The organism is Enterococcus sp. LJL90, from assembly GCF_056924355.1.
In genome coordinates, this window is record NZ_JBXPBQ010000007.1 from 101,677 (window position 1) to 127,125 (window position 25,449).

19 protein-coding genes are annotated in these 25,449 nt (G+C 40.5%); 2 read left to right on the plus strand and 17 right to left on the minus strand.

Annotated elements, in window-relative coordinates; all coding sequences use genetic code 11:
• Nucleotides 1–227: 227 nt before the first annotated feature.
• The 3 genes from AC1Z3S_RS14865 to rseP form a co-directional block, all read right to left on the minus strand.
• A complete protein-coding gene (locus AC1Z3S_RS14865) occupies nt 228–4,580 on the minus strand; it encodes a PolC-type DNA polymerase III (RefSeq protein WP_461741012.1) in 4,353 nt (1,450 codons plus the stop codon).
• Nucleotides 4,581–4,712: 132 nt separating this feature from the next.
• Entirely contained in the window at nt 4,713–6,422 is a 1,710-nt protein-coding gene (locus tag AC1Z3S_RS14870) for a proline--tRNA ligase (protein ID WP_461741013.1), read from the minus strand.
• Between the two features lie 39 nt (nt 6,423–6,461).
• Nucleotides 6,462–7,733 carry an RIP metalloprotease RseP gene (gene rseP, locus AC1Z3S_RS14875; protein WP_461741014.1) on the minus strand — a complete coding sequence of 424 codons (1,272 nt, stop codon included), beginning with the start codon at nt 7,731–7,733 and terminating at the stop codon, nt 6,462–6,464.
• A 697-nt stretch (nt 7,734–8,430) separates the two neighbouring features.
• Here rseP and AC1Z3S_RS14880 point away from each other — a divergent pair.
• A complete protein-coding gene (locus tag AC1Z3S_RS14880) occupies nt 8,431–10,164 on the plus strand; it encodes an adenine deaminase C-terminal domain-containing protein (RefSeq protein WP_461741015.1) in 1,734 nt (577 codons plus the stop codon).
• Between the two features lie 60 nt (nt 10,165–10,224).
• On the opposite strand, the gene AC1Z3S_RS14885 is transcribed toward AC1Z3S_RS14880, so the two are convergent.
• From AC1Z3S_RS14885 to AC1Z3S_RS14950, 14 genes are all read right to left on the minus strand, one after another.
• A complete protein-coding gene (locus tag AC1Z3S_RS14885) occupies nt 10,225–11,025 on the minus strand; it encodes a phosphatidate cytidylyltransferase (protein WP_265459154.1) in 801 nt (266 codons plus the stop codon).
• On the minus strand, nt 11,022–11,831 hold the full coding sequence (locus AC1Z3S_RS14890) for an isoprenyl transferase (protein ID WP_461741016.1): 810 nt from the start codon (nt 11,829–11,831) through the stop codon (nt 11,022–11,024). The genes AC1Z3S_RS14885 and AC1Z3S_RS14890 overlap by 4 nt, the downstream gene beginning before the upstream one ends.
• Before the next feature lie 1,163 nt (nt 11,832–12,994).
• The gene (frr, locus tag AC1Z3S_RS14895; RefSeq protein WP_265459152.1) at nt 12,995–13,552 is read right to left on the minus strand and encodes a ribosome recycling factor; all 558 of its coding nucleotides are present in this window, start codon (nt 13,550–13,552) and stop codon (nt 12,995–12,997) included.
• Between the two features lie 2 nt (nt 13,553–13,554).
• A complete protein-coding gene (pyrH, locus tag AC1Z3S_RS14900) occupies nt 13,555–14,274 on the minus strand; it encodes a UMP kinase (protein WP_265459151.1) in 720 nt (239 codons plus the stop codon).
• A gap of 201 nt (nt 14,275–14,475) precedes the next feature.
• On the minus strand, nt 14,476–15,357 hold the full coding sequence (tsf, locus tag AC1Z3S_RS14905; RefSeq protein WP_461741017.1) for a translation elongation factor Ts: 882 nt from the start codon (nt 15,355–15,357) through the stop codon (nt 14,476–14,478).
• A gap of 117 nt (nt 15,358–15,474) precedes the next feature.
• Nucleotides 15,475–16,272 (minus strand): 30S ribosomal protein S2, encoded by a 798-nt coding sequence (gene rpsB / locus AC1Z3S_RS14910; RefSeq protein WP_265459149.1) that lies wholly within the window; start codon nt 16,270–16,272, stop codon nt 15,475–15,477.
• A 363-nt stretch (nt 16,273–16,635) separates the two neighbouring features.
• Nucleotides 16,636–18,150 (minus strand): ribosomal protection-like ABC-F family protein, encoded by a 1,515-nt coding sequence (gene abc-f / locus AC1Z3S_RS14915; RefSeq protein ID WP_461741018.1) that lies wholly within the window; start codon nt 18,148–18,150, stop codon nt 16,636–16,638.
• Between the two features lie 591 nt (nt 18,151–18,741).
• Nucleotides 18,742–19,575, minus strand: coding sequence for an alpha/beta fold hydrolase (locus AC1Z3S_RS14920; protein WP_461736836.1), 834 nt, complete (start codon nt 19,573–19,575; stop codon nt 18,742–18,744).
• A 139-nt stretch (nt 19,576–19,714) separates the two neighbouring features.
• Nucleotides 19,715–20,713, minus strand: a complete 999-nt coding sequence (locus tag AC1Z3S_RS14925; protein ID WP_461736838.1) for a VOC family protein — start codon at nt 20,711–20,713, stop codon at nt 19,715–19,717.
• A gap of 17 nt (nt 20,714–20,730) precedes the next feature.
• A complete protein-coding gene (locus AC1Z3S_RS14930; protein WP_461741019.1) occupies nt 20,731–20,922 on the minus strand; it encodes a 4-oxalocrotonate tautomerase in 192 nt (63 codons plus the stop codon).
• A gap of 9 nt (nt 20,923–20,931) precedes the next feature.
• The gene (locus AC1Z3S_RS14935; RefSeq protein ID WP_461741020.1) at nt 20,932–21,720 is read right to left on the minus strand and encodes a 2-keto-4-pentenoate hydratase; all 789 of its coding nucleotides are present in this window, start codon (nt 21,718–21,720) and stop codon (nt 20,932–20,934) included.
• Entirely contained in the window at nt 21,717–22,742 is a 1,026-nt protein-coding gene (gene dmpG, locus AC1Z3S_RS14940; protein ID WP_461741021.1) for a 4-hydroxy-2-oxovalerate aldolase, read from the minus strand. Before dmpG ends, AC1Z3S_RS14935 begins: the two co-directional genes overlap by 4 nt.
• Entirely contained in the window at nt 22,742–23,623 is an 882-nt protein-coding gene (locus tag AC1Z3S_RS14945; RefSeq protein WP_461736843.1) for an acetaldehyde dehydrogenase (acetylating), read from the minus strand. The genes dmpG and AC1Z3S_RS14945 overlap by 1 nt, the downstream gene beginning before the upstream one ends.
• Before the next feature lie 15 nt (nt 23,624–23,638).
• Nucleotides 23,639–24,412: a 2-keto-4-pentenoate hydratase gene (locus AC1Z3S_RS14950; RefSeq protein WP_461741022.1), complete on the minus strand. Its 774-nt coding sequence runs from the start codon at nt 24,410–24,412 to the stop codon at nt 23,639–23,641.
• 213 nt (nt 24,413–24,625) lie between these two features.
• Between AC1Z3S_RS14950 and AC1Z3S_RS14955 the strand changes: the two genes are divergently transcribed.
• A complete protein-coding gene (locus AC1Z3S_RS14955) occupies nt 24,626–25,384 on the plus strand; it encodes an IclR family transcriptional regulator (protein ID WP_461736846.1) in 759 nt (252 codons plus the stop codon).
• Nucleotides 25,385–25,449 lie beyond the last annotated feature (65 nt).

Below are 25,449 nucleotides of genomic sequence, written 5' to 3' on the forward strand. Positions count from 1 at the left end.
GTTTTTACCGTAATTACACCCTTTTTCATTAGAAAAACCTCAAAATTAATGAAAGCTGCTTTGCTAAGTGCTTGCAGGATTAAAAAAATCTGCCATTAAATAAGGTAAAAATGGTGCAGAGCTTCATAATAAGTAGCCTCAAATCAGTAGCCTCAAGACTTAGACTAAGCAGCTAAAGCTTGAGGCCACAGTTAAACATTTTATTTCACATTTTTCAAAAACCAGACTTACAACATATCAAACAAGGACAATTGATTTTCATCCGGTAAATCTTTTAAAACTCCATTATCGTTCATGTACTCGATTAAAGTTTTGGAAACTTTTCCGCGATTGGCCAAATCTTCTTTAGATAAGAAGGCTTGCTCCTCACGAGCGGCAACAATTTGCTTCGCCACGTTGGCGCCTAAACTTGGCACAGCTCTAAATGGCGCAATCAAGGTATCACCATCAATTACAAAATTTTCAGCGTCTGATTTATACAAATCAATCATACCGAACTGATAGCCCCGCTCCAGCATTTCATTACAGATTTCTAAAACCGTTAACAGATTTTTTTCTTTTGTGGAGGCATCTAAACCTTTTTCGTTAATTTCCTTCATGCGGGCCTTAACAGCCTCTTTGCCTTTAGCCATCGCTACTAAATCAAAATCATCTGCCCGCACAGAAAAATACGCACAATAATAAAGAATTGGGAAATAAACTTTGTAATACGCCACCCGCAACGCCATCAATACATAAGCCGCCGCATGGGCTTTCGGGAACATGTATTTAATTTTTGAACAAGAATCAATGTACCATTCCGGAACATTATTTTCCCGCATTGCTTTAAGATAAGTGTCACGCACGTCATCATCAATTTTATTCCAGAGACCTTTACGCACGGTTTCCATAATTTTGAAGGCCATGCCGTCATCCAAACCAGCGTGAATCAAATAGACCATAATATCATCCCGACAGCCAATCACTTCGGCCAGTGTGGCATCTCCTCGGCGAATTAATTCTTCTGCATTCCCCAACCAAACATCGGTACCGTGGGAAAGTCCAGAAATTTGTAACAGCTCAGCAAATGTTGACGGATGGGTTTCCTCTAACATGCCACGAACAAAACGGGTCCCGAATTCAGGAATTCCCAACGTACCAGTTTTTGAAAAAATCTGTTCACTGGCTACATTCAAAACATCCGGTCCAGCAAAAATCCGCATAACCTCAGGATCGTCGGTTGGAATAGTTTTCGGATCGATGCCGGATAAATCTTGGAGCATCCGAATCACTGTCGGATCATCGTGTCCGAGAATATCCAACTTCAAAACATTATCGTGAATTGAATGGAAATCAAAATGGGTCGTTTTCCATTCGGCATTTTGGTCATCGGCTGGAAATTGAATCGGCGTAAAATCGTAGACATCCATATAATCGGGGATAACAATAATCCCCCCTGGATGCTGCCCAGTTGTCCGCTTGACTCCGGTTGCGCCTTTTGATAAGCGGTCAATCTCAGCATTGCGCAAATGTAAATTATTGTCCCGCTCATAACCTCGGACAAATCCGTAAGCTGTTTTATCCGCAACCGTGCCGATGGTTCCTGCCCGGAAAACATATTCTTCACCAAACAAAACCTTCGTATAGTTATGAGCCTCAGCTTGATATTCACCAGAAAAGTTCAAATCGATATCGGGAACTTTATCCCCGTGGAAACCTAAAAATGTTTCAAAGGGAATATCGTGACCGTCTTTAAAGAGACGGTGTCCGCAATTCGGACAATTTTTCTCTGGCATATCAAAACCGGAACCGTATGTTCCATCTTCAAAAAATTCTGAATACTGACAATTTGGACAATGATAGTGAGGGGCTAATGGATTAACCTCTGTAATTCCAGTCATCGTTGCCACAAAACTTGACCCAACTGAGCCCCGAGACCCAACTAAGTAACCATCCTCCATACTTTTGTGCACCAATTTTTGCGAAATTAGATAAATTACCGAAAAGCCATTGCCGATAATTGAATCCAATTCTTTTTTCAAACGCTTTTCAACAATCTCCGGCAGGGGATCGCCATAAAGTTCCTTCGCTCGGTTATAACTTAAATTCGTAATTTCCTCTTCTGAGCCGGGAATTTTCGGTGTATACAAATCATCTTTAACCGGAATTACTTCGTCACACATCTCAGCAATCTGATTTGGAGTCTCCACGACAACTTTTTTCGCTAATTCAGCTCCTAAAAATTGAAATTCGGACAACATCTCATCCGTCGTTCTAAAATGAACTTGCGGTAGACTGTGGCGATTCAATGGATTGGCGCCCCCCATTGAATTTATTAAGACCTTGCGATAAATGGCATCCTCTGGATCGAGATAATGGACATTCCCGGTAGCCACCACGGGTTTATCCAGCTCATCAGCAATTCTAATCAGATTGCTGAGAATTTCTTCTAAATCTTTTTCCGACTTAATCATTTCTTGTTCTAGTAATGGTGCGTAGACCGGCTTTGGCATAATTTCAATATAATCATAAAATTTTGCCCGGCTCTTGGCCTCTTCAATCCCTTTTTGCATCATCGCTTCAAAAATTTCACCTTTGTCACAGGCGGAGCCAACTAATAAACCTTCTCGTAATTTATTTAATTGGGAGCGGGGAATCCGGGGGACCCGTTCAAAATAATTGACGTTTGACATCGAAATCAATTTAAAAAGATTTTTTAAACCATCTTGTGTTTGAGCGAGAATTGTCGCATGGAAAGGTCGCGCCCGTTTATAAGAATCACCTTCGCCGATATGTTCGTTTAATTGGTCGTGGAAAAACATTTCATGATTTTCCATCGCTTCTTTAACAAAAATCCACGCTAGATGTCCGGTTGCCTCCGCATCATAGACAGCACGGTGATGCTGTTCTAAATTAACCCCGAATTTTTTTGATAGGACGCCAAGGCCAAAACGTTTAAAATCAGGATACAAATAGCGGGCCAGTTCCAGCGTATCAATAACCGGATTTTCAGCTTCAGCGATCTCGTATTTGCCATAGCTCGTATTTAAAAAGCCCATATCAAAGGAGGCGTTGTGGGCCACTAAAATCGTATCCTTGGAAAATTCCATAAAGAGCCGCAGCACTTCTTCTTCTGATTTTGACCCTCTTACCATTTCATCGGTGATTCCGGTTAGATTAATCGTCGTTTGGGAAAGAGGATGACCGGGATCAATAAATTGCTCAAAGGTTTCTAAAACATTACCCTTGTGCATTTTTACTGCGGCTAGCTCAATAATCGTATCATAAACCGCAGAAAGTCCCGTGGTTTCCACGTCAAAGACAACATAAGTAGCATCGCTTAAATTTACATGAGCATCGTTGTAGGCAATTGGCACACCGTCATCAACAACATTGGCTTCCACTCCATATAAAATTTTAACGCCCGCTTTTTTACCAGCGGCGTGGGCATCAGGAAAAGCCTGTGCTCCAGCATGGTCAGTGATGGCAATTGCTTTATGACCCCATTTTCCAGCCTGCGCAACTAAGTCCTTGACACTATTGGTAGCATCCATCGTACTCATGTTACTGTGTAAATGCAGCTCCACTCTTTTTTCGCCTTCAGGGGCATAATCTTTTCGAGGAGCGTGTTTGACTTCAATTAAATCTTGGCCGTTCATCACCAAGTCCTTCATAAAGCTATCTTCTTGAATACTCCCCCGCACTTTGACCCAACTGCCGACACTGATAGCGTCAAAAACTTGTTCATCTTTTTCGTTGTTGGAAAACTTTTTAATACTAAAGGAAGAAGTATAATCGGTCACTTTAATTAACAGCATTTTCCGTTTTGACCGCAGCTCGCGAACTTCTTTATTGAAGATTAAGCCTTCGACAGTCACTCGTCGTTCTTCTTCTTGGATATTCACCATCGGCGTCACAACTTCATCACTTGGAATATTACGACCCAATTGGATTGGTCCAGACAACTCGGAAACCTTAGATTTTTGTTCTTTACGTTTTTCTTCGTGATTAGCTAAGCTCTCAGCTGCTTGCTGTTGGAAAATTTCCTGTTGTTCCCGTTGGCGTTCTTCAAATAAACTCTGCACTCTTTGAGCTTGTTCCTCGTCAATCTGAGGAATGATTTGGAATTTCTGAAAGCCGAAATTCTCATATTGTTGTTGAACTTTAGGGAAATATTGCTGTTTCAAATAATCAACAACCGCCACAGCTTCAATCGGCAAAATAATTTTTTTGTCTTGAATGACCGGCAGCTGATTACAGACAACTTTTTTGGCCAGTTGGCTGTCAATTTCTTGGGCCGCCAATGCCAAAGGCCAATAAGCCTGCAGTAGTTCTTCTGTATAATTGGCATCATCAGCAACAATTGTAAAAGTTGTTGCTGCAATATCTTGAAAAGCTAAAGCTAAATTGGTTTGCAGGTTTTGATAGAGGGCCACCGGCAAAATGGCAGGAAAGCGGAGGGTAAATTCCCACAGGCGGGATTTTTTATGGACAACAACACTTTCAATTTCACCAGCAGCGATTAGTGGCTCCGCTAACGTTGCAGCATCCAATTGCATTTGTCCTAATAATTTTTCAAATAATTCACGTTTTTCTGACAAAATAATCCCTCTCTCATCTGAAATTCAGTACTTATCAGTATACCCTTTTTAGTTGTTTTTTTCATTAAAAACTCTTGGGGATTTTTGAGACAAGAGAAAAACACCAGCCGGCAGCTGATGTTCTCTCAAAACTTATTCGCTAGGATTTAATAAAATATTTAAAGTTGAAGCCAACTCATCTTTTCTGACTTCAATCATTTCCCCAGTTTTTTGAATTTTTACTTCAACGACACCGTCGACTGCTTTTTTACCAACAGTAATTCGAATCGGGCAACCGATTAAATCAGAGTCGGTGAATTTCACGCCAGCCCGTTCATTGCGATCATCCACTAAAACTTCATAGCCGACTTGCTTCATCGCTTCTTCGACTTCAGCGGTTAGACGTGTTTGATACTCATCTTTGACATTCATTTGAATGATATGCACATCAAACGGTGCGATTCCCGCCGGCCAGTGGATACTTTTTTCATCGGCGTTTTGCTCGACGATGGCCGCCAATAACCGGCTGACACCAATGCCATAGCAACCCATTGTCACGGTTTTTTCCCGACCATTTTCATCTAAAACTTTTGCATCCATCGCTTCACTATAGCGGGTGCCAAGTTTAAAAATATGGCCGATTTCAATTCCTTTGGTAAAGGCTAATACACCAGAACCATCTGGTGAAGGATCGCCTTCTTTTACGTACCGCAAATCAGCATACTCACTGACAGAAAAATCTCGACCAGAATTAACATTCTTGTAATGGAAATCTGTCTCATTGGCGCCAGCAATCCCATTGGAGATATCCTGTACAAATAAATCAGCGTAGACTTTCACGTTCTCAGCAATACCCACTGGCCCAATCGAACCAAAGTCAGCGTTAAAGTTTTCTTTGACGTCTGCTTCTGCAGCTTCTTCTAAGTAATCGACCTTTAAAAAGTTTTTTAATTTAACTTCGTTAACTTCGTGATCTCCCCGGACTAAAACTAAGACTGGTTGACCATCTGCCATAAACAAAACAGATTTGATAATTTTCTTTGGCGAAATTTCAAAAAAGTCTGTAACTTCTTGAATCGTCTTAACATTTGGTGTCGCAATTTTTTCAAGTTCGCCTAAAGACTCTCTTGAGATACTTGGCGAGTATTCACTGGTAGCCATTTCTAAATTGGCTGCGTAATCACTCTCCGTAGAATAGCAAATGGTATCTTCACCGATGTCAGCAATCGCCATAAATTCCTTGGAGTCTTTACCCCCCATCGCTCCGCCATCGCCGATAATCGCTCGAAACTCTAAGCCGCAGCGCTCAAAAATTTTATGATAGGCAGCCTCATAACTTTTGTAGCCTTCGTTTAAACTTTCCTCAGAATCGTGAAAAGAATAACCGTCTTTCATAATGAATTCCCGTCCCCGCAATAATCCAAAACGTGGTCGCTTTTCATCCCGAAACTTTGTTTGGATTTGATACAGGGAAAGAGGCAAACGTTTATAGGAATTGATTTCATTCCTGATTAATTCCGTAAAGGCTTCCTCATGGGTGGGACCTAAAATCATATCCCGCTGATTGCGATCGCTTAATCGATATAAACTTGGCCCGTAGGTTTCATAACGGCCTGATTCCTTCCACAACTCTGCCGGTAATAAAGCCGGCATCAGCATTTCAATCGCATCGATTTTCGCAAATTCTTCCCGCATAATGCCCTTTAATTTCTCCAAGACCCGATTGGCTAAAGGCAAGTAGGAATAAATCCCCGCTGACACTTGGCGAATAAAACCACCCCGCAAGAGCATTTGATGACTCAGTGCTTCAGCATCTGCTGGAACTTCCCGCAGGGTTGGAATCAACATTTTTGACTGTTTCATTTTTAAATCTCCTCGTCTTACGATTGGTTCATCAACTAGCTAAAATAAAAAGCGTTGAATATCGTTCCAGGTTACAAAAATCATTAAAAGCATTAAGCAACCAAAACCAATCAAAGTTAAAATTCCTTCTTTTTCAGGACTAATTGGCTTGCCTCGTATTCCTTCAATTAGATTTAAGACAATTTTCCCGCCATCCAAAGCCGGAATCGGCAATAGATTCATGATGCCCAGATTAACTGACAGCATCGCCATAAAGCTAATGACTGTGATTAAACCAGAGCTGGCTGCCTCAGAAGACATTTGGAAAATGGCCACTGGTCCGCCTAATTGATTTAAACTAAAGTTGGTTACCAGACGACCCAGTGCTTGAAAGATACCTAGCGAGTTGGCAATTGTCGCAGAAAAACCACTAGCAATTTTATCGAAGACACTAGTCTCAATTAAAGCTGGACTCACCCCAATCATGCCGTAAGTTTCATCGCCAGAGACTGTCGCTGCTGGTGTTAAATCAATTGTCAGCTCTTCACCAGCACGTTCAACTTCAAGCGTTATTTCTTCATCTGGACTAGCTTGAATATCGGTCTGCATTTCTGTCCAAGTCGTTACAGCTTCTCCGTCTACTGATAAAACCGTATCGCCGGATTGCAAACCGGCACTGGCGGCAACACTATCAGCTTGAATGTCTCCAAGGGTTGTCGAATTAGAATCATAGACACCACCCCGCATAAAAGCAACCACAATAAATAAAATTACCGCTAAAATAAAATTATTCATCGGACCGGCAAAGTTTGTTAATAAACGCTGCCATAATTTTGCAGATTGAAATTGCACATCCCGCGGAGCAATCCGAATTTCAATGCCGTCAGGTTCAATAATTGTGGCGTCGTGGTCGACATTGTAAGTCACCACTTCAGACTCATCACCATTGACATAACCAGAAATCGTTAAAGCATCCACTAAATCATGTTCAGTCAATTCTAAAGGAATGCCGTGGGTTAATTGAACTTTTTTACTGGTGTTGATTTTGACAACTTTATTGTGTTGATCTAGCTCAACTGAAATCGGCATGCCGGGAGTCATCTCAACTTCCTCTTCGCCGTTGCCAGCCATCCGCACATAACCACCAATTGGTAGCAAGCGCAATGTATAGGTAGTTCCGGTTTTATCCCGGTACCCCCAAATCTTTGGTCCCATGCCAATCGCAAATTCTCTGACTAAAATTCCCGAGCGCTTTGCGAAAAAGAAATGACCAAACTCATGAACTAAGACGATTACGCCAAAGACAATAATAAAGGTTATAACTGTTCTCATTTGAAATCCTTCCTTTGTTTTCATTTTCTAACAAAGTTTTCTCAACCTTGTAAGGAGTTTACACTAAGTTTGTTCTATAAAACAAGCTTAATTTTAGCATACTAGCGGGCTTCTGACCATTTTCTCTCAAAAATCAACAGTTTTTTATTGATCTATCAGTCTTTTAAATTTTTTGTGAAATTTTAAAATTTTTAAAAAAACTGCCAGGTTTACCTAGAGTCATTTACCAAGGCTTAGTATCAGCCTTGCCCCTATGCAAAAACCCTGCAGCTAGCACCTGCATTTTACAAAAAGACTAAAAGTTTTCCAGTCTCCAGTAAAAGAAGTTTAAAAGACTTAATCTGGGAGCTGAATCTAAAAACTTTTTTGGAAAAATCTTTTTGACTGCTTGAGTTATCATTGCAGAATGGAATAGTTTTATTGATTTAAATCGGATTAATTTCTTCTCTACAACTCTGAACTCATTTTTTTAGCTTGTTAATCTGAGCAACAATTTTTTAGTTGCCTCTAACAATACAGAATTAATTCAAATAAGCATTTTAGTTTAAAACGATTTTTTCAACATCCGCCTCTAACAAATTCTGATAGTAGCCATAATAGGAACTGATAAACAGAATGAATCCGCTATGACTTGTTCCATAAGGAAATATGCTAAAATAAAATTAATGAAAGCGCTATTTCAAAAGGAGGCAATACTGTGAAAAATCGTTGGTCAATTGATGAATTAAGGCAGCAAGTTGCGCTATTAGATGGGCAAGGCTCACCAAATTTGGTGTTGAAAAATGCGACTTACTTAAATGTTTACTTGAGACGGTGGAACCAAGGTAATCTCTGGATTTATCAGGATAGAATTATTTATGTCGGTGAGGAAATGCCAGAGGAATTAACGGATGTCGAAATCATGGACTGTACAGAGCTTTTTTTAGTCCCAGGCTATATTGAACCGCATATCCACCCAAGTCAATTTTATAACCCCGTTTCGCTAGCAGAATATGCAGCCAAGCTTGGGACCACAATGCTGATTAATGACAATTTATTTTTCTTGATGACACAGCCAACAAAAAACTTGTTTGCGATGATGGAGGCGATTAGTCAGCTACCAACGACTACCTTTTGGTGGGCCCGTCTAGACAGCCAGACCGAATTTTTACCAAGCGACAATTTGTTTAACACTGAAATGATTCTAGATTGGTTGGATAATGAACACGTTATTCAAGCAGGAGAATTAACTGCTTGGCCCCGCCTATTAAAAGGCGACGATGAATTACTTAGTTGGATGTTGGAAACCAAAAAGCGAAACAAAAAAATTGAAGGCCATTTCCCCGGCTCCTCTGCAAAAACTTTAGCCAAACTTAAATTGCTGGGAGCTGATGCTGACCATGAGGCGATGACGGGAGCTGAAGTCATGGCGAGAATTCAAAATGGCTATATGGTGACTTTGCGGGATTCTTCGATTCGTCCGGATTTAGATGTGCTATTAGACGATTTACTGGCAGCGGGCGTCAACGAATTTAGCCGCTTTATGCTGACAACAGACGGTGGTCATCCATATTTTTATGAAAATGGCATCACTGATCGTTTAATCAAAATGGTTTTGGCTAAAGGCATTCCTGAAACACATGCTTATAACATGGCGGCGTTTAACGTAGCCAGCTATTATGATATCGAAGATCAATACGGCTCACTGGCAACTGGCCGGATTGCCAATATCAATTTCTTGCAGGATAAAAAAAATCCTACACCTGTCCATGTCTTAGCAAAAGGCCAGTGGGTTAAAAAAAGTACTGAGACAACCACCGCTTATCAGAATTTCAATTGGGCTGAATTTGGCTTCGAGCCAGCGAAAATTGATTGGGATTTAACTGCAAATGATTTTGACATTGAGACAACTGTCGGTATTCATGTCATCAACAATGTCATTACTCGGCCTTATGAAAAAAATTTTTCAGGCACCTTGAGTCAAGCGAAATTAGATGCTGACGAAGCGCTGATTGTGAAACTAGACAAACAAGGAAAATGGCGGGTCAGCACCTTTATTAAAGGCTTTGTCAATTCCTTGGGCGGCATGGCCACCACTTATTCTGGCACGATGGACCTTTTATTAATCGGTAAAAATCAACCGGACATGACACTGGCCTTTGAGCGTTTAAAAACAATTGGCGGTGGCCTTGTCTTGGTTGATAACGGTGAAATTATTTTCGAGTTACCTTTAGAATTAGACGGCCGCATGTCTTTATTGCCGATGGAACAATTGATTCAAAAGGATAAAGAGCTCAAAAAAATAATGGCAGCCCACGGATTTGCTTTTGCTGACATTGGTTTTGCTCTGATGTTTTTAGCGGCGACACACCTGCCGTTTATTCGGATTACACCAACGGGAATTTTCGATGTGAAAGCAAATCAGCTATTAATTCCTTCTATTCCTCGTTAATAAAAAAACTGCAGCCGACAAGAATAGTTCTTGTTAGCTGTAGTTTTTTGTGATGACCTTTTAAAATAATCCAAATAAGTGCATGATTGGAAAAACGAATAGCAGGCTGTCAAAGCGATCTAGAATACCGCCATGTCCAGGTAAAATTTTTCCAGAATCCTTCACATCATAATGACGCTTGATGGCCGATTCGACTAAATCGCCAAATTGACCAAAGACTGAGAAGAAAGCCGCAAAAATAATCATTGCTAATAAGCCGTGGTTAAAATATTGCTGTGCTGGATACAATAACGTAAAGATTAACGTGATAAACATTGCACAGCCGATGCCGCCTAACGCACCTTCAACCGTTTTATTCGGCGAAATGCTTGGTAAAAGTTTGCGCTTGCCATATTGACGACCAATCATATAGGCACCGATATCTGTCGCCCAAACAATAAATAAGGCCAAAATAACCATTTGAACACTGTGGGAACGGGCTGCAACCAAATTTTGGAAGCCGACACCAACATACAATGAAACAATTACGGGAAAACCGGCTTCGTCAATCGTGTAAGAATTATTGGAGATTACCCCAATTCCTAAAAGAACCATAACAATTAAATAATATAAAGTAAAATTGCTGATGCCGCTTGGCAAAAAGAAGAACCAACGCTCCACCGGTAAGACTAATAAAATTGCGCCTAGTGCTGACAGTCCACCCTCTAAACTTAGCAGTGTCAGCCCCCGCATTCTAAATAATTCATAAACCCCAACAACCGCTAACGCTGCCGCAACTATATCTAAGGGATACCCCCCATAGGCTATAATTGGAATAAAAAATATCAGGGCAATTACAGCAGTGATCACTCTTTGTCTCAATGCTCATCCTCCTCGTCTGCTGCTTCATCCAAACCGCCAAAACGTCGATTGCGATTTTGATATGAAGCGAGTGCATGTTCTAATAATTCATCGTTAAAATCAGGCCACAAAGCCTCAGTAAAAAATAATTCGCTATAGGCAATTTGCCACAGCAGAAAATTGCTGATTCTCTCCTCACCGCTAGTTCGAATCACTAATTCAGGATCGCGGTAGTCCGCTGGTAAAACGCCCGTCATCAAATGATCTGCAATGGCTGCATCGGTAATTTCCGTCACTAAGCGCTCACCGCTGGCAATTTCTTCGCCAATCGCTTGAACTGCCGATAAAATTTCAGCACGACCGCCATAGTTTAAAGCAAAATTCAAAATCATGCCCGTATTATTTTTCGTCTGCTCGATAGCATCAGCAACGGCTTTTTTGGTATGCTCTGGTAAAGCATCTCGATAGCCCATCACCTCAACCTTAACGTTTTCTTCAATTAATTCCGGTACGAATTTATCAAAAAAATCAACCGGCAGCTGCATCAAAAAATTAACCTCCGAGTCCGGCCGTTTCCAATTTTCCGTCGAAAAGGCATAAAGCGTCAACACCTTGACACCAATTCGTGAAGCGTGCTTGGTAATTCGTTTCACATTTTCCATGCCTTCTTTATGACCAGCCACCCGCGGCAGCCGGCGGTTTTGCGCCCAACGGCCATTGCCGTCCATGATAATCGCCACATGATTAGGAATCAATCCGGCTTTATCAAAAACCAGCTCACTTTCCGGCTGAACAAATTTATTTTTTTGTGGAAAAAAGCGTAACATGATTTTTCCTCCTACTTCGTACTAAGGTAATAAATTTCTCTGGAGAAATTTAGTTTGATTCTCATTCGTATATCATTCTGCTAAACGCTAGCGTCGCTAATTTTGTTAACAATCTGAAAAAGCTATTTCTTCGTTGTAATACTGCGAAAAGCAGAACTGACATCCTACTTCATATTAAGGAATTAATTTTTTTCGAAAATTAGTTTGATTTGCGAGTTCGACTTAACCAAACAAATCCAATTAGTCGAATCGTATGCGTACTGACAAACTTAGATTTCGAATAAGGACCTCCAAGGAAATCTTCCTTTCTCTGTCAGTAGCCTTATTCGTATATCATTCTGCTAAACGCTAGTGTCGCTAAATTTGTTAACAATCTGAAAGAGCTATTTCTAAATTGTATACTGCGAAAAGCAGAACTGACATCCTACTTCGTACTAAGGTAATAAATTTCTCTGGAGAAATTTAGTTTGATTTGCGAGTTCGACTTAACCAAACAAACCCAATTAGTCGAATCGTATGCGTACTGACAAACTTAGATTTCAAATAAGGACCTCCAAGGAAATCTTCCTTTTTCTGTCAGTAGCCTCATCCGTATATCATTCTGCTAAACATCAGTGTCGTTAAATTTGTTAACAATCTGAAAGAGCCATTTCTTCGTTGTAATACTGCGAAAAGCAGAACTGACATCCTACTTCATATTAAGGAATTAATTTTTTCAAAAATTAGTTTGATTTGCCAGTTCGACTTAACCAAACAAATCCAATTAGTCGAATCGTATGTGTACTGACAAACTTAGATTTCAAATAAAGACCTCCAGAGAAATCTTTCTTTCTCTGTCAGTAGCCTCATCCGTATATCATTCTGCTAAACGCTAGTGTCGTTAAATTTGTTAACACATAGAAAAAAACTTTTTCTTTATTATTACTGCAAAAAGCAAAACCGAAAAGCTGATTCATTTCAAAATCAAACAAATAATCCTTCTAAAAATGCAGTACTAACCTTCTACCCTACCAACCCTAGATTCCCAAACATTATATCAATAACTAGCGGCCTTGCCTATGAATATTCGTGAGTTTTGCCAGTCCTTAACTGCTTTTTAAAAAATTTACGGCAAAAAAAGAGCAGACCAGCGCCACAGCGCTTGCCTGCTCGTCTGCTTAAAATTAAACTTCTAGTAATTCTTTTTCTTTGTCAGCAGTGATTTGATCAATTTGTTTGATGCTGTTGTCTGTCAAAGTTTGGACTTGCTTTTCCATATCCCGCAAGTCATCTTCTGTTAAGTCGCCGCTCTTTTGTTGTTTCTTGTAATCGTCAAGGGCATCACGACGGACGTTGCGGACTACGATTTTTGCTGATTCAGCAACTTTTTTTACTTCTTTAGCTAATTCTTTCCGACGTTCTTCTGTTAATTGCGGAATCACCAACCGAATCACATTACCATCATTGGTTGGGCTGATGCCGATGTCGCTAGCCATGATCGCTTTTTCGATATCACCAAGAGTGGTTTTGTCAAAAGGCGTAATCATTAAGACCCGTGCTTCAGGAATGTTGATTGAAGCCATTTGATTGACTGGCGTTGGTGCACCATAATAATTTACTTGAATACGATCCAAGAGGCTGGCATTGGCCCGGCCTGCTCTGATTTGTCCAAGTTCTCTTTGTAAAGCTTCCTCAGCTTTTTTCATTTTTTCTTTGGCACTGTCCATAATTGCATCTGCCATGATTATTTCCCCCTCACAGTTGTTCCAATATTTTCTCCTAAAATCGCCCGGCGAATATTACCAGTCTCGTTTAGGTTAAAGACGACTAATGGAATATCATTGTCCATACTCAATGAACTTGCAGTTGAATCCATTACTTGTAAGCCTTTAGAAATAACTTCTAAATGTGTTAACTCTTCAAATTTGACAGCATTTGCATCGACTTTAGGATCAGCCGAGTAAACACCATCGACATTATTTTTGGCCATTAAAATGACATCTGCGCCAATTTCAGCCGCTCTTAATGCTGCTGTTGTGTCCGTTGAAAAATATGGATTACCGGTTCCGCCGGCAAAAATCACAATCCGACCTTTTTCTAAATGGCGTTCCGCCCGACGACGAATATACGGTTCAGCAATTTGTCGCATTTCAATTGAAGTTTGCACTCTGGTTGGTACGCCGACATTTTCTAACGTGTCTTGTAAAGCTAGTGCGTTCATCACCGTTGCTAACATACCCATGTAATCCGCTTGGGCTCTTTCCATCCCCATTTGAGCACCAATCTGCCCCCGCCAAATATTTCCGCCACCAACGACGATGGCCATTTCAACACCTAATTCATGGACTTCTTTAATCTCGTTGATAATTTCTTTGATGACCGGCGGCTTAATACCAAAACCTTCGTTGCCAGCTAAAGCTTCTCCGCTAAGTTTCAATACGACTCGTTGATATTTCGGTTTCATGTGTATTCCTCCAACTCTTTCTAACAGATATTTTATCATAGTCTTGGACCAACTGCCAAAGTATCTCTTAGTTTCAGTTATTTTTTAATATAAAAAAAATTGTCTGTTTAAAGCAATTATAATTTTTGCTGTCATGGGGCTGTTTGACTGCAAAAAAAGGGAGCCCATTTTCATGGGTTCCCATCTGTTGTCATAAACAGATTATTTTTTCACTTGGCTCATAACTTCTTCAACAAAGTTATCTTCACGTTTTTCAATACCTTCGCCGACTTCAAAACGAGTGAATGATTTAACAGTTGCGCCTTTAGAAGCAACATATTGTTCCACTGTCATGTCAGGGTCTTTAACGAAAAATTGGTCAACTAAAGCAATTTCCGCTTTGAATTTCTTCAAGCGGCCTTCTACCATTTTTTCAACGATTTGAGCTGGTTTGCCTTCATTTAAAGCTTGTTCAGTTAAGATTGCTTTTTCATGATCTAATTCTTCTTGAGGAATTTGAGTTTCATTCACATAACGAGGGTTGATAGCCGCAACGTGCATTGCAACGTCTTTGGCTACGTTTTCGTCAGTTGTGCCTTCTAATAAAGCTAATACAGCAATCCGGCCACCCATGTGTAGGTATGCGCCAAATGCAGCATCGTCAGTTTTTTCAACGATTTCAAAACGACGGAAACTGATTTTTTCACCGATAACTTGTGTTGCTTCGATTAAAGCAGCGTCCATTTTGCCTTTAGAAGTTTCTAAAGTCATTGCTGCATCCATGTCAGCAGGTTTGTTTGCTGCAATTACTTCAGCGATTTCTTTAACTAAGTCTTGGAACATTTCATTTTTAGAAACGAAGTCAGTTTCAGAGTTCACTTCAACAATCGCTGCAACGTTACCGTTCACCGCGACAGAAGCTAAACCTTCTGCTGCAATCCGGTCATTTTTCTTAGCCGCTTTAGCCATCCCTTTTTCACGTAATAAGTCGATTGCTTGATTCATATCGCCTTCTACTTCAACTAATGCTTTTTTAGCGTCCATCATGCCAACGCCAGTTCTTTCCCGTAATTCTTTTACCATTTTAGCTGTTACATCTGCCATCTTAGTAATTCCTCCTGATGATAAATTTTATTGGATATCATTTTCTCTAAAAAAAGCTGCTTCAAAGGAGAGTGCGGCCTGTAGCCTAGCCTTTGAAACAGCTCCGATTTTTAAAAATTATTCAGCTGATTCAGCAGCGTTGTCGCCTTCTACTACATCAACGATTTCTTCGATTGAAGTTGCGCCGTCTGCATCTGTTTCAACGACAAAATCTTCTTCAATCACTTGGTCTTCCCCTTGGTTACCTTCGATAAAGGCATCAGCCATTTTCGCAGTAATCAATTTAACGGCGCGAATTGCGTCATCATTTGAAGGAATCACTACATCGATTTCATCTGGATCACAGTTTGTATCAACCATTGCCACGATTGGAATGTTTAATTTGTGAGCTTCTTGAACAGCGATGCGTTCTTTACGAGGGTCTACGATGTACATTACATCAGGAATTCTCGGCATATCAGCGATACCGCCTAAGAATTTTTGTAGACGTTCCCGTTCTTTATTCAAACCAACAACTTCTTTTTTAGGCAACACTTCAAAAGTGCCATCTTCTTCCATTGTATTGATTTGTTTCAAACGAGAAATACGTTTTTGGATTGTATCCCAGTTAGTTAAAGTTCCCCCTAACCAACGGTGGTTTACATAGTATTGACCTGAACGAATAGCTTCGTCTTTGATTGCTTCTTGTGCTTGTTTTTTAGTTCCGACAAATAAAGCAACGCCGCCTTCTTCAGCAACAGCTTTCATGTAGTCGTATGCTGCATCTACTAATTTGACTGTTTTTTGCAAGTCAATGATGTAGATACCATTTCTTTCTGTGAAGATGTATTTCTTCATTTTCGGGTTCCAGCGACGAGTTTGGTGACCAAAGTGAACGCCGGCTTCTAGCAATTGTTTCATTGAAATTACTGCCATGTTGTGTTTCCTCCAATTTTTGGTTTTTTGTTTCCCTCTCCAAACACTTAACTTTTTAAAGAACTCTCTAGTAAAGAAAGCACCACTTTAAAAAACATGTTTGAATGTGAGATAGTTGTGTCTACCTGACACACTCTGAATAGTTTATAGTACAACAGGTAATTAGTCAATAGAAAATCACTGATTCCCATGTATTTACTGTGATTGTTTTACAATCTAAGTGTAAAATTTCTAAAAAAGTAATTTTTCAATGAAATAACTGCCATTTACGCTGCGAAAAACAGTCTTCATGGCAGTTATTTCACTTGTTAATGCTCAACCATATGTTGTTATTTTCAAAATTTAGCTTCAATCCGAAAAATCCTATTTAGCTGATTTCAAGACTCTTTTTAATTTTATTTGGTGGTCCACTTGAATATCATCAATAAAACGCTGATCGTGATCGACTAAAATCAAAGTCGGCTCAACACTTAAAATCAGTTCCTCCAATTGTTTATGATTGAAGACATCCAAATAATTTAGAGGCTCATCCCAAACATATAAAGCCGCCGGTTGAGAAAAGGATTTGGCCACCTCAACTTTTTTCTTTTGCCCCATACTCATTGTCTCAATTTTTTGGGTGAAGACATCACGTTCCATCCCTAATTTTTTTAAATTACTCAGGAAACTTTCGTAATCTAAGCCCTCCGTCTCAGCGAAATCCTTCAAGTATCCTTGATTTGCTTCGTAATTTTGTTTGATATAAGAAATTTTAATTCCCTGCCTCAAACTGATTTTTCCATTGATTTCACCAGTGAAGGTTCCTAAAATCGCTTTTAATAGAGCGGATTTACCGGAACCATTTTCACCCGTAATCGCTAACTTCTGGCCCTTTAACAAATCGACATTGACCGCCTCAAAAAGGGGCTCAGCGCCAAAATTTAAGCTGACGTTTTCTAAGGTCAGAAAACGCTGATGATAATCCGGTTGATAATTTAAGGTCAACGGATCAATATATTCGATATTTTTTAACAGTTGTTCCTTGTCAGCGATGTTTTTATCCATCCGCCGTTCTAAATTCTTGGACTTCTTCATCACCCGAGCAGCCCGTGCACCGATAAAGCCAGTATCTCCAATGGCGCCGCTGCCTTTTTGATTCGGCTTGCCATATTTATCTGTCTCACGACTTTGTGACCATTGAGCTTTTTCTTTAGCCGTTTTTTTCAAACGGGAAATTTCTCCCTTGAGCTTTTGATTTTGCTGCTGCTCAAAATTATCTTCCCGTTCTTTTTCGGCATCATAGGTCGAATAATTTCCTTGATACAAAACCAAACGATTTTTATCAATCGAAATAATATGGTCCACCGTCTCATCGACAAATTGTCGGTCATGGCTGATTAGGATAAAGCCATTTTTCTTTTTCTTCAAATAACCGGCGACTTGCTCTCTAGCAGCCAAATCCAAATGATTGGTCGGCTCATCGATTAACGGAAAATAGCCTTCTTCTAAAAACAGCAGACTTAGCAAAATCTTTGTCTGCTCGCCACCACTTAAGGTATCAAAAGGCCGCCAAAAGATAGAGTCGTCCAAACCTAATTGATGCAGCTCCCGCAAAACCTGCCAATCTTCAAAATCAGATAACTCCTGTAAAACGTAATAGGTCAATTGAGTCGGATCATTGACTGTTTGAGGAAAATACACGAATTGCTGTTGATGGATAATTTGCCCGTTATATTCCTCTTGACCTAACAAGAGCTTCATTAAAGTGGTTTTCCCTCGACCATTACGACCGATAATTCCTAATTTCCAATGACTATCAATTGTCAAATTGACATCTTCAAATAATGGTTCCTTGCCGTCATAGGCAAAATTTAATTCTTTTATTTCAATTGTCGCCATAAAAAAACTCCTCCTTGTGCCCCAGCTCAAGTAAGAGTTTTATATAAGACGTGAAAAAACCGCCTATTCAAGACGGTTGAGGGGTTGATTAAAAAACTGCTCAAAAAAATTAAGCGATGTCTTCATCCCATCTTTAGACCAATCCTGAAAAAGAACAAACTCCTCCTATAAAGGGAGCAATTATTTTCTGTTCTCTTCTAAAAAATTGGCTTAAAATTTCAATGGCTGAAGACCTCCTTTGTTGATTACTTAAATTCTAGCGGATTTTCCTTAAAAAAGCAATGCAAAACATCGCTAACGGTCTTTTTCAAAAAAATTACTTAAAAAGGCTGACAGCTGTTTAATTTTTAAAATAATCCCACCAGCTAATAAAACCGCCACTGTTAATTGCAGAATTTCTAATTTGGTCATTTTCACCACTCCCGGTAGCTTCGTTCTTCTTAAAAATAATTTAAACAAAATTTTTGAAAAACTTATGAAGATTCTACGCAGGAATTTTGAAAACGCTAAAAAGAGCTTCAATACAGACTTGCCTTAGTTAATTCGAATTAAGGACAACGTTTCTTGAAGCTCTTTTATTTCATAAATTGTTTACCAATCTTTTTTTAGAAAATCACTGACAGTATCTGCGAACCGCTGAGTCTTTTCAATTTGTGTCCAATGTCCGCATTTGCCAAAGATATGCAGTTCCGAATTCTTAATCAGTTTTGAGAGTTTTAAAGAAGTTTCGACAGGAATGACGCGATCTTCTCTACCATGGATAATCAAAGTTTCATGGGGAATATCGCGAATGTAATGTTGATTGCCTGCCATCCCTTCAACGCCATTTTGCCGAGGAGCTGGAAACATTGATGAGAAGCTCTCATGAAACTCTGGTTTTTTACTAGATTCATAACGGGTTTTAACCAGCTCTGGCGTAACAAAGGAATGATCATACGTGAAAATTTCTAACAATTCCTCCATGTTTGCCAAAGAAGGCTGATACCCCCAAACCCGATCCAGTCCGTAAGTTAATTTAAAACTGACACCCATACTGCCCATCAAAATAATTTTATTAACTCTTTCCGGATATTTAATGGCCATTGACAAGGCGAGAGCCCCACCAAAAGAATTTCCAACTAAGTTTGCTTTTTCAATGCCCAGAGCATCAAAAAAGTCAATCGTTTGCTGCACCCAAACATTCATGTTGTAGCTGATGCCAGCTGGCCGTTCAGTATAGCCGAAACCGACCATATCTGGTGCCAACAAATGAAAATCATCCTGCCAAATCGGAAAAACTTTATTCCAATTGGCCCAAGCTGTTACCCCGGGGCCTGATCCGTGCAGCATCACAATTGTTTCACCATCGGCATTCCCTAAGTCATGATAATTGGTTTTAAAATTTCCAGTTTGAATTGAATTCGCAATTTCCGGTCTTTTTTCCATAGTAATTCTCCTCTTTTTTTAATTTTATTTACAACAATTGAAAAAGGCAGTTGCCCTCCAAAAAAATGGAGGGCGCATGCTTTATTTAAGAGCTTCAAAATGATCAACCATTTTAGCAAGTTCTAACTAACTTCTTTGGCTAGAAAAATGGCGTAATTTCTTTGTCTTCAATGACTGGCGTACCATAACGGAAATAGCTGTGGGGCAGCTCAGCACCGTACCAGATAATGGCTTTATCGGCATCATGGATGTTCCATTCAACTGGCTTCCAAGTTGGATCAAAGATTAAGTAACCTGTGTCGCCGAATAATTCGATACGATTACCGCCAGGCTCGATTACATACATACATTTCGCTTGCGATACGCCATGTTTTAATGGGCCAGCTTCAATTGGAATCCCCAATTCAGTTAAGGCATCTGAAAGATATTCTAAATCTTGAGGGTCACCGAACCAGTAGGCCACATGATGAAGCCGTCCAGGTTCAGCCTTTTCAAACATGCCATCAGTCATAAAGGCAATTTCGTGTACCAAAGCAGAGACTGATAACCAAGCAGCTCCCTTTGAGCCATCTTCTTTTGCCAAATATTCCCGCACGTTAAAGCCAAGAACTTCTGTAAAGAAATCAACATTTTTATCAACGTCTTTTGCTAAACAGTTCATATGATCAAGACGACGAACAGGCACGCCGGTTAACGGACGTCTTTGCGGCCGATTATTTAGTTTTGATTTTAATTCTTCTGGCGCTTCATAGTATTCCACATCAAAGAATAATTCAAAACGATGTTGGTCTGGGCTAGTAAATTCGTAAGCTTTGCCTCGTCCATATGCTGGTTCAACCCAACCTTGTCCCTGCGGCATTTTTTCCAAGACCGCAACTCGACGATCTAAAGCCGCTTGACTTGTCACCCGCCAGCTAGCTTTTGCCAAGCCAGCTTCATGATGGGGCGTTAATTTCATGGAGTATTTGTAAGGGTCTTCATAAGCCCGCATATAAACACTGCCTTCTTTGTCCTCATGAACAACAATCATTCCCATCACTTCAAAAAACTTGATGGACTCATGGAGTTTAGGCGTGTAAAGATTAATCATAGCTAATTGGGCAACTTCAAATAACGGCTCTACGGTTTGGTTTGACATGTTGGTTCTCTCCTTTTCTATTTTACAAATTTATTTGCTGAAACACCAGCAATACCCCAATGGCTAGCCGGTACTTCATTGATCACAACGCGAATTTTTTCCGGTGGCGACTCCAACGTTTGACTGACAGTTGCTATTACTTCAGCAATTAATTTTTCAATCACTTCTGGAGTTCTGCCTGCTATTAAATCAATATGAACAAAGGGCATCTTTATTCCTCACTTTACAAATAGACGTACACTGCCTAAGTCTTCACCAAAAGTGGCAGTCACATAATCACCAGCCTGCAAAGTAACAGCTTGGGTGATGCTGCCGGTCAAAATCGGTAAACCAGCTGGCAAAATTTGTTTTTCTTTGGCTAATAATTCCGCAAGTTCAATAATGGCCTGTACCGGATGCTCCAAGACCGCCGCTCCAGCTCCCGTTTCTCTGACTTGTCCATTAATTTCTAAAACGACACCAATCGTTGCTAAATCCTGCGTCGTCAATTTTCGAGAATTGTTACTAAAAATGACACCGGCAGCCGAAGTATTATCAGCGATTACATCTGGAATCGTAAAATTAAAATCTTTATAGCGGCTATCAATAATTTCTAGCGCCGGAAAAATATAATCCGTGGCTGCCATTACTTCGGAAATGGTTAAATCTCCTCCGAATAAATCATGTTTAAAAACAAAACCAATTTCTGCCTCCACTTTTGGATGAAGAAAATTAGATAAGGCGATACTGCCGCCATCTGAGCTGACCATTGAATCTAAAAGCTTTCCGTAAACCGGTTGATCAACCTGCATCTGTTGCATTTTGGCACGACTCGTCAGGCCCATTTTTAAGCCTTTGACTTTTTCCCCTTTAGAAATCCTTTTTTCTAACACAGCTTTTTGAATCTGATATGCTTCAGCCACCGTTAAATCAACAGCTAGGCTTTCTGTTAGCTTAGGAATTTCTTGGGGAATTAACTGGGCAGCTAAAATTTCTGCGACGATTTTTGCAAATCGTTCTTCATTCAACTAGTTTGCGCCTCCCTTTCCTCACTCATCCTTTTGGCAACATCAAGAATCATATCTTCTTGCCCACCTACAACCTTTTCTTTGCCTAATTCAATTAAAATATCACGGGGATCAATGCCGAATTTTTCGCCAGCCCTTTGAGCATGTAAACGGAAGCTAGAATAAACGCCAGCATAGCCCATTGTCAAACTATCTTTGGTAATAATTTGCGGCGTTTGTAAAATTGGTGCCACCACATCCTCTGCTGCATCGATAATTTTATACAAATCAATTCCGGTTTTTATTTTTAATTTATCTAAGACCGCTACTAAAACTTCGGTCTGAGTGTTACCAGCTCCGGCACCTAATGCTCGGATGCTGCCATCTATCCGAGTTGCACCTGCTTTAACTGCTGCCAAAGTATTGCCCATCGCTAGTCCAAGATTATTATGGGCATGAAAGCCAACTTCAATTGACAGAGCTTTTTTCAAAGCGGTAATTCGTTCAAAGACTTCATCAGGCAAGAGAGCGCCGGCGGAATCTGTCATATAGACGGCTTGGGCACCATAACTTTCCATTAGCTGCGCCTGCTTGACTAGCACATCGATGGGAGCCATATGGGCCATCATTAAAAAACCAAAGGTGGTTAGACCCATTTCTCTAGCAGCTTTTATATGTTGAGCTGATACATCGGCTTCAGTAACATGGGTTGCCACGCGAACTAAAGATACTCCTAAATCTCGGGCGTGCTGCAAGTCGTGAACTGTGCCAATCCCCGGCAAAAGTAAAACAGCAATTTTAGAATACTTCGCAGTCGCTACGGCCGTTTCAATTAATTTAAATTCGTTGACCCGCGATAAACCGTATTGCAATGTGCTGCCGCCTAAGCCATCACCGTGGGCCACTTCAATATAAGGCACCCTTGCGTCATCTAAAGCTTTAACCACATCACGGACTTGTTCTTCGGTGAAGCTGTGACTGACGGCGTGACTGCCATCCCGCAGGGCAACCTCGGTAATGACCACATCTAAATCTTTTTCCATTACGCTTCCTCCTGACTACGGTGTTTTGCAATTTCTTCCGCCACTTTGGTCGCCGCCGAAGTCATAATATCTAAGTTACCGGCATAGCTTGGTAGAAAATCGCCAGCGCCTTCAACTTCAATAAAAACAGTAATTTCATTTTTATCAATGATTGGTTCACTCCGCAGATGGTAACCAGGAACATATTGCTGAACTTCAGCCACTTTTTTATCAATGGCTGCTAAAATTTCCGCCGTTTTAGGTTTGCCATCAACCAACACGCGAACAGTGTCCCGCATAAAAATCGGTGGCTCCGCCGGATTTAAAATAATAATTGCCCGACCAGTTTCGGCACTGCCGATTTCTTCGATGGCTTTACTTGTCGTCTCAGTGAACTCATCAATATTTGCCCGCGTACCCGGACCAGCGCTCTTACTGGAAATCGTAGCCACAATCTCGCCATATTCCACCGGTTGCACTTCAGCAATCGCCGCAATAAGCGGCACGGTTGCTTGGCCTCCGCAGGTCACCATATTAATATTTTTTTCTTGAATGTACTCCGCCAAATTTACCGAAGGAATCACAAAGGGACCGACTGCGGCTGGCGTTAAATCCAACATAACTTTGCCTAAGCTTTGGGCGATTTCATTGTTGTGGAGATGAGCAGTAGCAGATGTCGCATCGAATAAAATATCAACTGACTCAGGAGCTTTTTCGGCCCATTCATCAATGCCGCCTGCAAAAGTCTGTAACCCATTTTCACGGGCTTTAATCATTCCCTGCGACTGATCGTCAATACCAATCATCACAGTGGGTTCAATCAGCTCAGATTTTTTTAATTTAAACATTAAATCGCTGCCGATATTTCCCGAGCCGATAATTCCAGCCTTTAATTTTTCCAAAATAGACGCCTCCTTTTAAAAGTAAACTGACACCGTGCCCATTTGATTAAATTTCATTTCAAAATAATCGCCGGGTGCTGCCGGTACCGCTGCTGATAATGCTCCCGAAAGAATGACCTCACCTTTTTCTAAAGCAATATCATAGTCTGCCAATTTATTTGCTAACCAAGCAACTGCATTAATCGGATTGTCCAAACAAGCGGCACCGGTTCCGGTATTAATTAATTCATTGTTTTTATAAAGGGCCATGCCCACTAATCGCAAATCAAAATCATGAATTGAAAACTTGGCCGGGCTCAGTACATATAATCCCGAAGAAGCGTTATCGCCAACGGTATCCGGCAAAGTCAGCCGCCAATCTTTAATGCGACTGTCGACAATTTCGATGGCCGGCGTAATATAATCGGTGGCCGCCACGACTTCATCTGCTGTCACGTTTGGGCCCATCAATCGCTCTTTAAGAACAAAGGCGATTTCTCCTTCAACCCGCGGCTGCAAAACTAACTCCTCAGGAACTTTTTTGCCATCGGAAATTTCCATGGCATCTAATAAATGACCATAATCAGGTTCATTGACTCCTAAAGATTCCTGCATGGCGACAGAAGTTAATCCGATTTTTTTACCGGTAATCTTTTGTCCTTTAGCTAAAGCCCGCCGGATTGTTTCCAATTGCACTCGATAGGCTTGATCCACCGTTAAGCCCGGAACTATTTCTGTTAGTGGCTGCACACCTTTACTTTGGAAGGCCGCTGCCAAAAAATCTGCTAACTTTTCTGCATCAAACTTCATTCCGCTCCTCCTTTATAGTCTTGTTAACCGTCATTTCTCGCTTATCTATGCCCTTATGATACGAAGCTTTGTCAAAATGCAAAAGCCCTGCTTCCCTTTATAAGCAACAAGATTTATTTTTTTGTTTTTTTAGTTTAAAATACTCCTATGGTAAGCGATTACATTTTAAAGAATTTCCTATCGTGTTGCACATAGAGAAACAGGAGGGTTCTGATGACACAAGAACTGCAATCTGTAAAAAATGCATTATTGATTTTAAAATGTTTTACCGTTGAAAAAAGTAAATGGCGGGTGACTGAATTAAGCAAGCAGACTGGCTTATCGAAAAGTGCCGTCAGCCGAACTTTAAACACCTTGGCCAATGAAGGCTTCGTCCGCAAAGCTAAAGATCAACAGTCTTATCTTTTAGGCTTGTCTTTACTAACCTTGGCGGGCGTTGCACTAAGCTCCATTACCATCCAGCAGGAATTGTCACCAATCCTTAGCCAATTAGTCGTCAAAACAAATGAGAGCGGCCACATAGCTGTTTTAGATGACTGGGAGATTATTTATATTTTTAAAGAAGAATCCGCCAGCCACACGAAAATGAAAACTCATCTCGGTCGGCGCAATCCGGCCCACGCAACTAGCTCAGGAAAACTTTTATTAGCCTTTCAAGATCCTTCACCTTTAGATAAATTAAGTGAACGAACCTTGACAGCTTATACGCCCTCAACAATTGTTAATCCTTTACAATTTGCCGAAGAATTGGGAAAAATCCGTCAAGCCGGTTTTGCTTACAGTAAAGACGAGTTAACCGTCGGCGTTTCTTCTTTAGCTGTTCCCGTTAGAGATTATACTGAAACGGTTGTCGCTTCCATTTCTTTAGTCGGAGATTCCCAACGCTTGAATCCACAAAAAGTTCAGCAACTGGTGCCGCTGTTAAAAAAAGCCGCTAAAGATTCCTCGCGACGCATTGGCTTTTGGAATTAACGGATAAAAAAAGCTTAACGCCTAGATTTATGAAGAGCCTCTAACAGTCTAGAAAAAACTGTTAG